This window comes from Acinetobacter nematophilus (genome assembly GCF_026344175.1).
Lineage (GTDB): Bacteria > Pseudomonadota > Gammaproteobacteria > Pseudomonadales > Moraxellaceae > Acinetobacter > Acinetobacter nematophilus.
Genome location: NZ_JAPKMY010000007.1, coordinates 1 through 15,786, shown reverse-complemented (window position 1 = coordinate 15,786; position 15,786 = coordinate 1). Strand labels below are relative to the sequence as shown.

Genomic DNA, 15,786 nt, shown 5'->3' with positions numbered 1-15,786 from the left:
CCTTAATTTTTTATTGTAAAAACGCGTCAGCAATGGTGCTGATAATATTGGATGACAACTTGCATGAGCGATAAGCAAACTTCTGAAAATGCAGTGGATTATAAAGCCACGCTAAACCTACCAGGTACTGAATTTGCAATGAAAGCAAATCTCGCAGTACGTGAAGCAAAATGGTTAGAAGAGTGGTATGCCGACAACATTTATCAGCAGATTCGTGCTTCGCGTATTGGTAAGAAAAAATATATTTTGCATGATGGACCTCCATATGCAAATGGTTCATTGCATTTAGGTCATGTGGTCAATAAAGTCTTAAAAGATATTATTGTAAAAAGCCGTACTTTAGACGGTATGGATGCACCCTATGTGCCAGGTTGGGACTGCCATGGTCTGCCGATCGAATTAAAAGTTGAAGAAAAAGTCGGCAAAGTGGGTGTGAAAGTTGATGCTTCAACCTTCCGTAAAGCTTGCCGTGAATACGCGTATACCCAGGTCGAATTGCAGAAAAAAGACTTCATTCGTATGGGCGTGTTTGGTGACTGGGATAATCCATATCTCACCATGAATTTTAAGCAAGAAGCCGATATTGTCCGTGCCTTGGGTGAAATCGCCAAAGCAGGCCATATCGAACCTGGTTTAAAACCTGTGAACTGGTGTATGGACTGCGGTTCTTCACTGGCTGAAGCAGAAGTGGAATACGAAGATAAAAAGTCTGATGCAATTGATGTGGGCTTTGGTGTCGTCAGTCTGACTGATTTGTCTGAAAAAATTGGACTGACTGTTACTCACCCAACAGATATCGTGATCTGGACTACAACACCTTGGACGTTACCTGCCAACCAAGCTGTTGCACTGCATGCTGAAATAGACTATCAATTGGTTGAAGTTCAATCTGAACGTGGTACTCAAAATCTCATCTTAGCCAAAGATTTGGTTGAGTCTGCATGTGAACGTTACAAGCTTGAAAGTCCAAAAGTATTGGCTGATTTTGTGGGTGCAAAACTTGAGAATTTACAGTTACAGCATCCATTGATTACTGACCGTCAAGTACCTGTCATCTTAGGTGAGCATGTTATTGCAACCAGTGGTACTGGTGCTGTACATACAGCACCAGGGCATGGTGTGGACGACTATAAAGTAGGTCTAAGCTATAACTTAAAAGTAGAAAATCCAGTGGGCGGAAATGGTGTTTATTTACCGACTTCGCCACTTTTTGCGGGTGAACACATTTACAAAGCCAATCCACAAATCATCGAAACTTTATCAAGTATCGGTAAATTGTGGGCGCATCAACCGATTAAACACAGTTATCCACACTGTTGGCGTCATAAAACACCAATTATTTTCCGTGCCACTCCGCAATGGTTTATCAGCATGGATGCAAATGGTCTACGCCAAAATGCTTTAAATGCCATCGAAAATGACATCGGTTTTGTCCCTGATTGGGGTAAAAACCGAATCAAATCCATGATCGAAGGTCGCCCAGACTGGTGTATTTCTCGCCAACGTACTTGGGGTGTACCAATCCCATTCTTTGTCCATAAAGATACCAATGAACTACACCCACGCACGCCTGAATTAATTGAAGAAGTTGCGAAGCTGATCGAAAAAGAAGGCATTGATGGTTGGTATAACCGTGAAGCCAAAGAATTCATTGGTGACGATGCTGAGCAATACAATGCGGTTCGTGACACCTTGGATGTATGGTTTGACTCAGGTACAACCCATTATGCAGTGTTACGTGAACGTGCAGAACTTGAAGATCCAGCAGATCTATATCTTGAAGGCTCAGATCAACATCGTGGTTGGTTCCAGTCTTCATTGTTAACCTCAATTGCGATTCATAAACGTGCACCATATAAAGCGTTATTGACCCATGGTTTCACCGTAGATGAAAAGGGTCGTAAACTATCAAAATCATTGGGTAACTTTATTCCGCTTGAAGACATCATCAAACAATTAGGTGCGGATGGTTTACGTCTGTACGTTGCTTCAAGTGACTATCGTTATGAAATTGCGGCAAGTAATGAAATCTTTAGCCGTGTCAGTGATAGCTACCGTCGTATTCGTAATACTTTGCGTTTCTTGTTGGCAAACTTGAATGGTTTCAAACCATCAACAGATGCATTGCCAGTAGACCAACTGATTGCGCTTGATCAATATATCTTACAACGTGCAGCGGATGTGCAGAAAACCATTCAACAAGCGTATGAAGATATGAATTTCCATGTCGTAACCAATGCCTTGACGAATTTCTGTATCAATGACCTGGGTGGTTTCTACTTAGACATTATCAAAGACCGTCAATACACCACCAAGGCAGATTCAGCGGCTCGTCATTCAGCGCAAACTGCGTTGTATCATTTAGTTCAAGCCTTTGTTCGTTGGATGAGTCCTATCTTGAGCTTTACTGCACAAGAAGCTTGGCCATTGATTCCTGAACAAACTGAAAAATATGTATTTACTGCACACTGGTATGATATTCCAGTTGCATCCAACAGCAACTTGATCTCTGAAGCGGATTGGCAGACCTTAATTGAAGTTAAATCTGCGGTTAACAAACAGATCGAAGCTGCGCGTAATGTAAAACTGATTGGTAGTAACCTGTCAGCGAAGGTTGAGCTTTGGGCAAATGCAGATCTACAACAAGTATTGAACCAACTGGGTGATGAACTTCGTTTTGTCTTGATTACTTCGCAAGCCATTGTTTATGAGTATGCTGAACAAGGTGAAGCGACTGATATCGAGGGCTTACGTGTTAAGGTTTCGGCTGCCGAAGGTGAGAAATGTGCACGTTGCTGGCATGTACTTCCAGATGTAAATACACATCTTGAACATCCAGGTCTATGTTCTCGTTGTATTATCAACCTTCCTACAGGTCAAGGCGAAGAGAGAAAATATGCCTAATCCGCAAAATAAAAAGGGCTTATTCCAGTTTTATCCTCATAATTTGATGTGGCTTGGACTTTCTGTTCTTGCCATTATCATTGACCAATGGACAAAAAACATTGCAAGTACACACCTGACCTATGCTCAGCCTGTGCCTGTACTGCCTTTTTTGAACTGGACATTACTGCATAATTACGGCGCAGCATTTAGCTTCTTGTCCGATGCAGGCGGATGGCAACATTATTTATTTACCGGACTGGCGGGTATCGTCTCTATCATCTTTATTTTTTGGCTGATGCGTATGCCAAAAACAACGCTGATTTTACCTGCTGCAATCGCATTGATTCTTGGTGGCGCATTAGGCAATTTAATTGATCGTATGACATTGGGTTATGTGGTTGATTTCATTCATTTGCATTATCAAGGAAGTAGTTTTCCTGCATTCAATATTGCGGACAGTGCGATTACCCTCGGCACCATTTTATTGTTAATTGATACTTTCTTTTTAGAAAAGCATCGTATTCAACGTGCGGAAGCGCAAAATGACTGAACAAATGATTAACCCCAATGACGAAACACGTATTGCAGATGGATCAAAAGTAGAACTGCACTTTTCTGTTGCGATTGAAAGTGGTGTTGAAATTGATAATACCCGTAGCCGTGAAGAACCTGTTAGTTTAGTTATGGGTGATGGCAGCTTATTACCGGGGTTTGAAAAAGCTTTATTTGGTCTTCGTGCTGGTGACCGTCGTACTGTCAGCCTTCCTCCTGAAGATGCTTTCGGTCCATGGAATCCTGAAAACGTACAGAAGTTTGATACAGTAAAATTCGAACAGCGTCCTGTAGAAGGACATATGATTGAGTTTGAAGATAAAGCCAAACAAAGCCTATTTGGTGTGGTTAAAACTGTCGGTGAAGATATTACCGAAGTAGATTTTAACCATCCACTTGCAGGTAAAAATATTACCTTTGAAGTTGAAATCTTCAAAGTTACCCCTGCAGGTCAGCAAGGTGTGAAAATTATGTAAGCCTTTGCTTATAACAATAAAAAAGCTCCTACGGGGGCTTTTTTATTGCATCTAGCACATTCCCTTTAAAAGGTTAAGACAAAGCAAAATCCACAGCAGCTTGGGCATGGATCGACGTTGTATCAAACAGCGGAACAGAAAACCGAGTGTCTCCGATCAGCATACAGATTTCTGTGCACCCCAAAATAATTCCTTCTGCACCGTCTGATATTAACTGCTCAACAATTTCGATATATTTATGTCTTGAGTGTTCATTGATCACGCCTAAGCATAATTCATCATAAATAATATCGTGAACAATCTTTCGATGCGCTTGATGAGGTGTCAGTACGTGGATGCCCTGCTGTTCCAGCCGCTGCTTATAGAAATCTTGCTCCATGGTAAATTGAGTGCCTAATAAACCCACTTTTCGAATGTTCTGATTTAAAATTTCTTTTGCTGTTGCATCTGCAATGTGAATGAACGGAATAGAAATCGAGTGCTCGATATAGGGCGCAATTTTATGCATTGTATTGGTACACAGTAAAATGCCCTCTGCCCCTGCTTGCTGCAACTGAACTGCCTTCTCTTTTAAATATATTCCTGCATCGTCCCATAAGCCTTGATGCTGTAATATTTCGATTTCAGCAAAATCAACACTGATTAAAACAATTTTTGCAGAGTGTAATTTTCCTAATTTTTGTTGCACGCTTTTATTCAACTGTTGATAGTATAAATCTGTAGATTCCCAACTCATTCCACCTAATAAACCAATCGTTTTCACTGTTTGTGCTCTCTCAGCGTTTTCATTTATTTTCATTGACATCACAGATAGATGAGCCATATGAGTAAATCCGGTTCTATTTAAAGCCCTTATATTCATCAATATAGTGACTTAAGATACTCGATTTCTTCCATCCAACATCATCGTGATCGCAGCATTATTGTTTCAATTGAAATCTAGTCTGACGTATCTCTGAAACAATCTACACGATAGCGTATATTTGTATGATTATTCAGCTATACTTTCATCTTATTTCAACCCCATTATGATTCACATGCGCCTAGACTTCTTCGATTTGCAACTCTTTACCAATATCGTGGACACAGGAAGTCTGACCAAAGGTGCTGAACGCTCTTCTATTTCATTGCAAGCGGCCAGTGAGCGCATAAAAAAGCTCGAACAGCACTATACAACACGTCTTTTTACTCGCCATGCCTCGGGGGTTAAACTGACCATCGCAGGACAAACTTTTGCAGAACAGGCTTTAAGGTTGATCCAACAAGCCAAGCAGCTTGAACAAGCCATGTCGCCCTATACACAAGGACTGAGTAACCATATGACCTTATGGTGTAATTCATCCGCGCAAAGCGAATATTTGCCACTATTGTTACCTCAGTATTTGGTTGAAAATCCGCAGATTCAAATTGATTTACGAGAAGCGGAAAGCAATGAGATTATCCAGACCATCGAAAAAGGCAATGCAAAATTAGGTTTGATTTCGAGCTTTTTTAATCATCATCAGCTACAGACACTTGAGTTTTCAGATGATCCGTTGGTACTGATTTGCCCTCCCAATCATGAACTTCAACAAAGCCAAGAATTAAAATTGATTGATGCGATGAATTATCCATTCGTTGGTCTAATGCAATATCACTCCCTACAGCAATCCATTGAAAATCAGGCAAAATTACTCAATTGTGCAATTCAGTATCGATTAAGATTACCCAATTTTGCAGCAATTGCTCAGGTGGTCGCCAACGGCGTAGGTATTGCGATTATGCCAAAGCGTGCTGCAATCAGATTAAATCAGCATTATCCATTTCATCAAATTGAATTGGTGGGTGAATGGGCAAAACGTCAATTGCAATTGGCTGCACAGAATTTTGATGAACTTCCAACAGCCTATCAGCACTTTGTCCAATTTTTAATTTCACAGAAAACCAAACTGATTTTAGATGGGATACCGCAGTCTTAAATTGAATAAGACCCTATTGATCTCAGTAACTCAAGAATCTCAGAAGAGATATTTAGACCACACCAAACTGATGTAATACAGAATACAATCCAAAAATCACCAAGCCACAAAAGAAAACTTTACGAAATTTTTGCTCTGGAATTCGATAGCGAATTTTTGTTCCCACCCACATGCCAAGCAGTGATGGAATTAAAGCAATGAGTGATAATTTATAATCAATCGGAATATTTTCAACAGGATTTTGATGCAGGAAAATCGCAAGGCATACCGTTGAAACCGTGAAAGCCAACCCTAGAGACTGAACCAAATCATCACGCTTTAAATGCAAAGATTGCAAATAAGGTACAACTGGAATCACTACGACACCTGTGGCAACAGTTAAAGCACCGCCTAAATATCCAATGATTGGAGAAAGCCATTTTTCATGAGGTTCCAGATTTGGCATTCGTTTGGCAAATAAGCCATAAATCCCATACAATGCCAACATTGCTCCTAAGAGCGCCTCACTATGAAAGCTGCCATGAGAATGTCCTAATGTCGGAAATATACTCCAGATCGAGCCGACAATAATCCCCAATAATAAAGGATAAAAGCGACAGACTAACCGCCACACATTTCCTTCAGCAAATAACTGCCAAAAATTGGTGACCATTGAAGGAATAATCAACAGTGTTGCCGCTTGAAATGGACTGATGACTAAACTCAATAAACCCATCGATACCGCAGGTAAGCCAAGCCCAATGGTTCCCTTAATCATTCCTGCGATTGCAAATACACCTATGACAAAACCCATCATCTCGCTTTACCTCTCTATATTGAGGTCATGCTATGCCAATCTGTGGATTTGAAATATCACTGTTTTTAGGATAGAGCCTCAATTAAATATTGAGGCTTAAATAGCATCATTTTATCGACACAGAATTTACGATCATTTTACGTTACTGCTTAAACCAAGCTTTCTATACTTTTTGCATCCCATTTTGGATGTATTGACCATGAATATGCCGATTCAAAGTTCTACAAAAATTTTCCCCACAACATTGTTATTCGAGCATCAGGACAACAATGATTTTTATCTTGAAACACAACGATACTTAAAAAATTACCCAGAAACGCGTTTTATCGATATTTGTTTACATGATTTAAATGGGCATATCCGTGGAAAGCGTATTGAGGTGAATGCACTCCATTCACTGCAAAAAGGCTGCTATTTTCCACTGTCGATTTATGCGATGAATTTGAATGGTCAGGTGGTGGAAGAAAGTGGTCTGGGTAAATATATCGGAGAGCCTGACCGCTTATGCATGCCTGTCTTAGGCAGTTTAAAATCTTGTGCAGATCACCCTACCCAACATGCACAACTGTTACTAAGCATGCAGTCGGATGATGGTTCGGACTGTATGTTAGAACCCCGTAATCTGCTCAAAAAAATCTTAACGACACTGCACCAAATACATTACTTTCCTGTCATAGCAGGTGAAATCGAGTTTTATTTATCAAGCCAACAAGAACATGCTAAAACTCCTCAGACTCAGTGTTTTGATGTGGATACACCCCATGATTTCCATCGTATTCTTCAACAAATTGAGCAGGAAGCAAAACGGCAAAATATAGATCTCACCGCAATTGTTGCTGAAAGTGCCTCAGGGCAATTTGAACTGAATATTCAACATAGTCATAATATTTTAAAACTCTGTGATGACATCATGGCAATTAAACGCATGATTCGTCAAATTGCTGTAAAGCACCATTTGCAAGCAAGTTTTATGGCAAAACCCAATATGTCCAAAGCAGGCAGTGGTATGCATTTTCATATGAGCATACTCAATCAATATCAAAATAATATTTTCCGATTAGATTCGTCTAAATACCCAAACACTGTCATGCAAAAAATCATTGCGGGCTTAATCGATTTAATGCCAGCGTCTATGGCAATTTTGGCGCCAAATGTGAATTCATTTCGGAGATTTCAATTTGGACAGCATGTGCCACTTGAAGCCAATTGGGGATTGAATAATCGTAATGTTGCCATTCGCATACCCTGTGCGGATCAAGATAACCAAAGACTGGAATACCGTGTTGCAGGTGCAGATGTAAACCCCTATCTCTGTGTCGCCACCATCTTGGCAGGTGTACTCCATGGGCTACATGCACCACTCGACTTAGCACAAACCAACGCAAAATTGAACATTCTCAATATCCAGCACAGCTTACCCATCCATCAGCTTGAAGCATTGCAACTGTTTGAAAAAAGTTGCATTTTTAAACAGTATTTTGGTACAGAATTCATGCAGTTGTGGTGTGCATGTAAAAGATTTGAATATCAGACAGTGATCAATAAAATTACCCAGACAGAGTTAGATTGGGGAATTTAATTGCAGGCGCAAAAAACAACCTTGCTTAGAGCTGATTGCCACTAGATATCTGGATTTCTATTCATAAAAAATCCCTTTTATCCAAAAAGGGATTTTCGATTTAAACATGTTTAAAATTTAAAATAAATCCAGATGTCCATCATGATTTACAGACTGATTTAAAGAAAGCCAAATTGATTTCATCATCATCCACCGAGCTTGGATCAGAAGCTTCGTCATCTCGGTTGATCAATTCACCATTTTTTAAGTAATCTTCGACTAAACTAATACTGGTCGTACGTTCTACACAATGGTCTAAATTATGCGATAAGGTATAGTCACCTTTTTTCATTTCAAGTTCTTCATTATCGGCATCAGCAACAAACTTTGCCCAATAATCGACTGTTTTGCCTTTTTTCACAAGGCGATCAGTATCTAAATAAAAGCTTCCATCTGGATCTTTAATGATTAATTTCCAATTTTCTGCAAGTGCATACTGACTCAACATTGTTGTTATGCAGATTAAAATAATTTTTTTCATATCGTTCTCTAAAGTAAAATAAATGATGAAATATAAAATAAAATTATTGCACAATTATGGGCGAATTTCTTTTAATTCTCGCTGAATAAAATGCTGAATCATTTCCCGGTAAAGCATTTCGATCAAATCCGGATTCGTTCCCACATCAATGGCTTTTTGACGTACTTTATTAATCACCTGTTGTACACGCTCTGGTGATTGTACATCTTCAGCTGTGCGTTTAAATCGAACTGCCTGATCCACATAATATTGACGTGCTGCAATTAATTCAATCAACTCTTGATCCAAGTGATCGATTCGATCACGGACTTGTTCCAAAGATTCACACTTCTCTTTTTTGATCATTGGTTTTTTCTGCATCCTGTGCTTCGCTCATATGTTGAGCTCGTTCTAACTCATTTTCAGTTTTATACTTATGTTCTAACACATTACTAAAAATACTTTCAATCATCCAAACGCGATATAGACTATTAAATACGTAACGCTTTCCTTCAATTCGCAACTCTAAAACAGGAAAATCGGGTTGATGTTTCTCAGCACATTGTTGATCATTGGCTTTCAATAAGGGCTCAACATCAAGATCTGTTAAATCTTGAATTGCAAGATCCTGCTGCATTTGCTGTAAGTGCGGCTTAAAAGACAGATCACGCCCTTTGGTCCATACAGCTTGTAAAATATCATACATCACATCCACACGCTGTTCTTCCGGCACACTATAATATAGCTGTGCCATATTGAGAGTGCCTTCAGCGGTTGGACGGCAAAATGGAGTGAATTTCACTTCCGAACGCTTGGACAGGCGTGTTGCCAAACTCCAGTCAAAAGAATCTCGACCGTGATAGCTCAACGGATATAAATTCAATTGAATATTATAATAATTAGCGAGTTCTTCTTTAATGTAAGCCAATAATAACCAGCTGATTGGATCTTCTAAGGCAATATATAAATCAAGTTCTGGATGCATGGTCTGAATTTCAGCAAGCTCTTCTGCATCACTCATCAAATGCTCGCGCCATTCGATATGATTGATTAAAAAAATGGGATTACCCGTCAATAATTTTTGTTGTTTTAAACGCCGCGTTAAACGCAATAAGTCATCCACTGCATGATACTTTCGCCCACCAAATTCAAAATAACTTTCTAGAATAGGGGTATGGCTAAAAATACGTTCAGGGAAATTTTGTGGTCTTTGGTGTTGACTTGCCATCACAAACAAAGTTCGTAATTTTCCATACTGTTGTTGCCACAGCATATGAAATACGTCTTCGAGTAAATAAAGAAAGTTCTGACCTGTAAGCGGTGTGTTTCTCAGAATGATTTCTGCTTGTTTTAATGCTTCTGGAGAGGGTTGTTCTGGTTTTTCATCATCATAGCTAAAACGGTGTTGGTTGGCTAAGATTTTGGCATCTTCTAAAGAATAATTGCGCCATTCTTCTAGAGTCATCCCATTGGGGGGTTCTGACGAAGTATTGGAAATAATCACCTTCAAGGGTTTTAAGTCATCAGTTAAAATATCGTCCAATTGGGTTAATTGTTGTACCGCAAGATAACTATACACATCATCTAAACGTAGATAGATACTCAACCCCTGTTCCGTAGATAACACCTCTTGGCGAACCGGTTTTTGGTAAAACCAACTCGATCGGATTGGATCAAACCAACGGCGTAGCAGTGACATGGGAAGAGCCTCAAAATAAGCACTAAATAAATCAGAGAAAACTGACTGAAACTCGCTCAAGCATATCATTCATTCACTGAAGATGCTGAAAAAATTGATGACGATCAGTTATAAGCAAATTTATAGCAATTCGGTTCTGAATGATCAATATCCCAAAACCCGATAAAATTTAAACGATTAGGTCAATTCAATAAAAAAGCACCCATTTATGGATGCTTTTTATGTTGATCTACTGCCTTATTTTGATTTTAGCACTTAGATTTCACGCACTGCGCCTTTTGAAGCGCTGGTCGTATGCATCGCATATGCTTTCAATGCCTTTGAAATCTTGCGAGGACGTTCTTCAGCTGGCTGCCAACCTTTTTCATCTTGAAGCTTACGTCGAGTCGCTAAAGTTGCCTCATCAACAGCAAGATTGATGCGACGATTTGGAATATCGATTTCAATCAAATCGCCGTCTTCAACCAATCCAATCACACCACCTTCCGCAGCTTCAGGTGATACATGTCCAATTGAAAGACCAGAAGACCCCCCTGAGAAACGACCATCTGTCAGTAAAGCACATTCCTTACCTAAACCTTTTGATTTTAAATAGCTAGTCGGATAAAGCATTTCTTGCATACCCGGTCCACCACGTGGTCCTTCATAACGGATGACAACTACATCACCTGCTTTAATTTCATGCCCTAAAATTGAATCTACTGCAGCATCTTGGCTTTCAAATACCCGTGCAGTCCCATTGAATTTTAAGATTGAATCATCAACACCCGCAGTTTTGACAATACAGCCATCTACAGCAATATTGCCATACAATACTGCCAAGCCACCATCTTTAGAGAATGCATGTTCAGCATTACGAATCACACCTGTTTCACGGTTACCGTCTAAAGTCTGGTAATAGCGGTTTTGTGAGAATGCAGTTTGAGTTGGAACACCGCCTGGTGCTGAACGGAAGAATTCATATACCACGGGATCTTCTGTACGAATAATATCCCATTTATCCAATGCATCTTTTAAGGTGCGCTCATGTACAGTATATACCGAGGTATCTAATAAACCTGCACGATCCAGTTCACCAAGAATCGACATGATTCCACCTGCACGGTGCACATCTTCCATATGTACATCATGTTTTGCAGGAGCAACTTTACACAATACAGGCACTTTACGTGATAAACGATCAATATCGTCCATCGTGAAATCAACGCCTGCTTCATTTGCTGCTGCCAATAAATGCAATACGGTATTGGTTGATCCCCCCATTGCAATATCAAGGGTCATGGCATTTTCATAAGATGCTTTTGTTGCGATTGAACGTGGCAATACCGTGTAATCATCTTGTTCATAATGGCGTTTAGCCAGTTCAACAATCAATTGCCCTGCTTTTTCAAATAATTTTTTACGGTTGGCATGTGTCGCTAGAGTCGAACCGTTTCCTGGCAATGATAAGCCTAATGCTTCAGTCAAGCAGTTCATGGAGTTCGCTGTAAACATACCTGAACATGAACCACACGTTGGGCATGCTGAACGCTCGTATTCTTTTACTTCTTCATCAGTAAAGTTATCATCAGCTGCAACGACCATCGCATCAACTAAGTCAATTGCACGTTCTGTCCCACGGATTTTTACTTTACCCGCTTCCATTGGACCACCAGACACAAACACGACTGGAATATTTAAACGCATTGCTGCCATTAACATCCCGGGTGTGATTTTGTCACAGTTTGAAATACAGACCATGGCATCTGCACAATGTGCATTGACCATATATTCTACAGAGTCTGCAATCAAATCACGTGAAGGCAGTGAATACAGCATGCCATCATGCCCCATAGCAATACCGTCATCCACGGCAATGGTATTGAATTCTTTTGCCACACCGCCAGCTGCTTGAATCTGTTCAGCAACCAGTTGACCCAAGTCTTTCAGATGAACGTGCCCAGGTACAAACTGGGTAAATGAGTTGACTACCGCAATAATCGGCTTACCAAAATCTTCATCTTTCATTCCTGTTGCACGCCATAAGCCACGTGCACCAGCCATATTTCTTCCATGTGTCGATGTTTTTGAACGATAGTCAGGCATTTGTATTTCCAACATTGATTGAGCTTGAAATGAATAAGATTCACTCTGGCTAAATAAAACTGATCTAGCAATAAATCAGTCGAAATATGTACACATCATACTATAAGTTAACGTAGAACCAATGACCTTGAGTATGATCTTTTTTTAAACAAGACGTGTTTACTTATATTTCAACATACTTTAATGGTAAATAAATATTGATATTTAATATAACGCTATCACGCGCGATAAGGCACAAAACTTCTATGAATAATTTTTTATTTTTTAATAAACAATATTTATGATTTAACAACAATCACTAAATTTAATTTTATAAAAAGCCTCTACAAAAAAAAGCTCAAATATGGATGATCCCAATATCATTGCTTTTGTTTAATCAGATATAAACCTGTACATTGCTTACCTTCGCGATCTGTACATAGTTCAGCAGTCTTCGCAGATATCCACTTTAAGCTCAAACGAACATCCGCATTGGTATAATCTACAGCCACTCCACCACAGCCTGCTTTTTTATTGTCTGTTTTTACTTTCATCGCTAGTACATCTAGGGTCTGCGCATTTTCATTTCTTAATACTGCAAAATCACCTGCCATTTGCTTGTGCTTGGTGGTATAGATAAATTGAGCCGGTTTGGTAAATTGATAACTTTCTGTACATTGTGTTTTTGCATTGTAAACAGACCATGTCCCCCAAAACTCATTGGCTAGATTGACTTGGGTCTTATCAAATGCCTGTACATGTAAGGCAAAACCCAATCCAACCAGTGTTAATACTTTTTTTCATCATGGTTATACTCGATTGTTTTCAATCGATAAAAAATCTTTTAATCTCAATATCTTCAGGTATTTTGATCAACAGCTGCACAAAAAAAATAAGAAACGATCTTGCCAACATTGATCGTTTCTTATTTTAGTCATGCTATAAAGAATAGATAGCCATTACCAGGTGATATTTACTCGACGATTCGGTGCAAGGCATTCAACCAATTGAATCTTTTTATTCATCCCTGTGCATTTCTGATATACATCAGTTTTATTTTCAGCACTGTACTGGATTTGCTCGCCTCGAATCCCCTGCTGTTTTAATAGCTCAACAACAGTGTTGGCTCTTTGCGCTGATAAACGTTGGTTATGTTGAAATGAACCTAAACGGTCAGTATAGCCAGCCACAAAAACTGGGGTATTCACATCAGATTGTTTGATCTGATCTGCAATTTTGCTAATTACTTCATTATTCTTGACGCCTTTTTTATCCGCTTGATCAAAGTAAAATAATACACTCGCAGATTGTCCTGTTGGCGCTAAAATCGTTTGCTCTGTCTCAGATTGATTGTTGATTCCCCAAGCCATCAAGCCTTGGCATTGTTCTCCTTTCCAATACAGATTATCTGAACGATAGTGTTTATCAAAATCTATTCGTAACTGGCAACGCTTGTATTGATTTGAACTTGGCTCACGAATATCCAAAACATAGTTCCATGTCTTAACAGCAAACAATCCTTCAGAAAATTGGGGATTGCCCAATATATGTCGAATCTGATCTTTCGTTAATCCTTTATCCAAACGTGCGACATCATCATATTCATAACGATTCACTTGTTTTAAATAACTGTCTTTTACTTCAGGAAAATGGATTTCTTGCGTCGTTGAGCTTTCAACTTCAGCAGCATGGCTCAATGACATCACAAGACCGCTGAATACACTGAACATAATTTTTTTGTTAAATGCTTTCATTTTTTCTCTCTTAAAAAATTTTCGAAGAAAAAGGAAGACCCGAAGATCTTCCCTGTCTCATGAATTAGTCAATTACACCACTGATCCCGATACGGACACTTGCATCACCTTGAGATGCTGCAGCAACACCACCTGTAATTGACCAACGACCATTATCTGCCGTTTTACGTAAGGTCACACCGACTGCATTTTCACCGCCATGGTAAGCTGCACCCGCTGCATAGGTATATTTACCTGGTACATATGGTGCTGATTCTAGAGCCATCGCAGCTGCAATACCTGCATTGGCTTTTTTCTCGACATCATCAATACGGTTGTTGGTAATACGGAATGCGTTATCCAACTTGTTGCTGACATTGTCAATTTTACTATTCAATGCTTGATCTGCTTGGTTCAATGCATCAATTGCGCCACCAACATTGTTATGTTTCGAGTCACCTACCGTATAACTTGGTGCTGTGAAGCTACCCGTAATGTTGTCATAACCTGCTCCACCGCCAAGATAGTTCACAACCGCTTGATTGGTAGTATTCAACTGGCTACCGTTGACCGCATCTTTAGATGTTGCATTCACTGCGCCTTCTTTAACACCCGTCACTACTCGATTACCATCTGTACCAGCGACATTCACAGTTGTGCCACCCGTATCTTTTGCAACAGTCACAGGTGCATCTTTACCGGCTTGTTGCACCAAACCTACAGTACCGTTGTTAATATCATTTTTGATATTGCTAATGTCGCTTGTGTTCTGATCGACTTGTTGTTGAACATTCCACAATTGACCGCCATTGACAGCATCCTTAGAACCTTGCGCAACTGTACCATCTTTCACATTGGTGATCGTTGTACCATTTGCGCCACCACCCAGTGTAATCTTGTCTTTTGATGCGTCATCATATTTAACGGCATTGTTGGCAAGTTCACTAACATTGTTGTTGACATTGTTAATTGCACTGTCCAATTGCCCTTTGTTGACTGCATCTGTTGCATTCACTGCATTTGCAACATTTTTAATGGTTTTATTACCCGCATCAATACCTGCTGTGGTTACACTCGGTCCACCAGCAATGGTTAATCCAGTATTGTTCAAGACAACGGTATTATTACCGATAGTGATACCCGCATTATTCAGAACTGTATCACCCGCTTTTACAGAATCAACTTTTAAGTCTTTCGCTGTAGCAACCTGGTAGTTTGTTGAACCGTCTGCATTTGTGCCTGGAGTAACCACAACGTTATCTCCTGCAGTTACTGTAGTCTTCGCTTTTATCGATGAATCTTTGATACTGCTGATTGCACCATCAATTGTGTTTGAGCCCGTGCCCCCAATATTAGTTGTTGTGATCGCACCAGTGGTTGCGTCTATCGTCGTTGATCCACCAATCACATTCTTAACGTTGTTGGCAACTCCATATAATTGGCTTCCATTGATCGCATCTGTTGATGTTGAATTCACTGCACCCGCTTTTACATTGCTGATTGTTGTGCCATTCGTACCAGCTAAAGTGACATTGCTGTAGTTC

General features: G+C 39.7%; 14 protein-coding genes. 5 read left to right on the top strand and 9 right to left on the bottom strand.

Features of this window, described 5'->3' with window-relative positions:
* Positions 1-63 precede the first annotated feature (63 nt).
* From ileS to OSH00_RS13180, 3 genes are read left to right on the top strand one after another with little or no spacing between them, the layout of a single operon-like run.
* Positions 64-2,904, top strand: coding sequence for an isoleucine--tRNA ligase (gene ileS / locus OSH00_RS13190; protein WP_266130801.1), 2,841 nt, complete (start codon positions 64-66; stop codon positions 2,902-2,904).
* Positions 2,897-3,436 carry a signal peptidase II gene (gene lspA / locus OSH00_RS13185; RefSeq protein ID WP_196075100.1) on the top strand — a complete coding sequence of 180 codons (540 nt, stop codon included), beginning with the start codon at positions 2,897-2,899 and terminating at the stop codon, positions 3,434-3,436. The genes ileS and lspA overlap by 8 nt, the downstream gene beginning before the upstream one ends.
* Entirely contained in the window at positions 3,429-3,914 is a 486-nt protein-coding gene (locus tag OSH00_RS13180; RefSeq protein ID WP_266130800.1) for an FKBP-type peptidyl-prolyl cis-trans isomerase, read from the top strand. Before lspA ends, OSH00_RS13180 begins: the two co-directional genes overlap by 8 nt.
* A 73-nt stretch (positions 3,915-3,987) precedes the next feature.
* Here the strand turns inward: OSH00_RS13180 and OSH00_RS13175 are convergent, their stop codons facing one another.
* Positions 3,988-4,677: an aspartate/glutamate racemase family protein gene (locus OSH00_RS13175; RefSeq protein ID WP_266130961.1), complete on the bottom strand. Its 690-nt coding sequence runs from the start codon at positions 4,675-4,677 to the stop codon at positions 3,988-3,990.
* A 274-nt stretch (positions 4,678-4,951) separates the two neighbouring features.
* Here OSH00_RS13175 and OSH00_RS13170 point away from each other — a divergent pair, with 274 nt between their 5' ends.
* Entirely contained in the window at positions 4,952-5,872 is a 921-nt protein-coding gene (locus tag OSH00_RS13170) for a LysR family transcriptional regulator (RefSeq protein WP_266130799.1), read from the top strand.
* Positions 5,873-5,924: 52 nt separating this feature from the next.
* On the opposite strand, the gene OSH00_RS13165 is transcribed toward OSH00_RS13170, so the two are convergent.
* The gene (locus OSH00_RS13165; RefSeq protein ID WP_266130798.1) at positions 5,925-6,668 is read right to left on the bottom strand and encodes a sulfite exporter TauE/SafE family protein; all 744 of its coding nucleotides are present in this window, start codon (positions 6,666-6,668) and stop codon (positions 5,925-5,927) included.
* Positions 6,669-6,867: 199 nt separating this feature from the next.
* Between OSH00_RS13165 and OSH00_RS13160 the strand changes: the two genes are divergently transcribed.
* Positions 6,868-8,247 carry a glutamine synthetase family protein gene (locus tag OSH00_RS13160; protein ID WP_266130797.1) on the top strand — a complete coding sequence of 460 codons (1,380 nt, stop codon included), beginning with the start codon at positions 6,868-6,870 and terminating at the stop codon, positions 8,245-8,247.
* A 139-nt stretch (positions 8,248-8,386) separates the two neighbouring features.
* Here the strand turns inward: OSH00_RS13160 and OSH00_RS13155 are convergent, their stop codons facing one another.
* From OSH00_RS13155 to OSH00_RS13125, 7 genes are all read right to left on the bottom strand, one after another.
* Positions 8,387-8,767 carry a surface-adhesin E family protein gene (locus OSH00_RS13155; RefSeq protein WP_266130796.1) on the bottom strand — a complete coding sequence of 127 codons (381 nt, stop codon included), beginning with the start codon at positions 8,765-8,767 and terminating at the stop codon, positions 8,387-8,389.
* A 54-nt stretch (positions 8,768-8,821) separates the two neighbouring features.
* A complete protein-coding gene (locus OSH00_RS13150; RefSeq protein ID WP_004825764.1) occupies positions 8,822-9,112 on the bottom strand; it encodes a chorismate mutase in 291 nt (96 codons plus the stop codon).
* Positions 9,090-10,445 (bottom strand): hypothetical protein, encoded by a 1,356-nt coding sequence (locus OSH00_RS13145; RefSeq protein ID WP_266130795.1) that lies wholly within the window; start codon positions 10,443-10,445, stop codon positions 9,090-9,092. Before OSH00_RS13145 ends, OSH00_RS13150 begins: the two co-directional genes overlap by 23 nt.
* 255 nt (positions 10,446-10,700) lie before the next feature.
* Complete coding sequence (gene ilvD / locus OSH00_RS13140) at positions 10,701-12,530, bottom strand: dihydroxy-acid dehydratase (RefSeq protein WP_266130794.1); 1,830 nt, start codon at positions 12,528-12,530, stop codon at positions 10,701-10,703.
* Between the two features lie 359 nt (positions 12,531-12,889).
* Positions 12,890-13,285, bottom strand: a complete 396-nt coding sequence (locus tag OSH00_RS13135) for a hypothetical protein (RefSeq protein ID WP_266130793.1) — start codon at positions 13,283-13,285, stop codon at positions 12,890-12,892.
* A 183-nt stretch (positions 13,286-13,468) separates the two neighbouring features.
* A complete protein-coding gene (gene tpgA / locus OSH00_RS13130; RefSeq protein ID WP_266130792.1) occupies positions 13,469-14,263 on the bottom strand; it encodes a trimeric autotransporter adhesin/peptidogylcan-associated protein TpgA in 795 nt (264 codons plus the stop codon).
* A 64-nt stretch (positions 14,264-14,327) separates the two neighbouring features.
* A partial coding sequence (locus OSH00_RS13125) for a YadA-like family protein (protein WP_266130791.1) occupies positions 14,328-15,786 on the bottom strand: 1,459 nt, incomplete at its 5' end.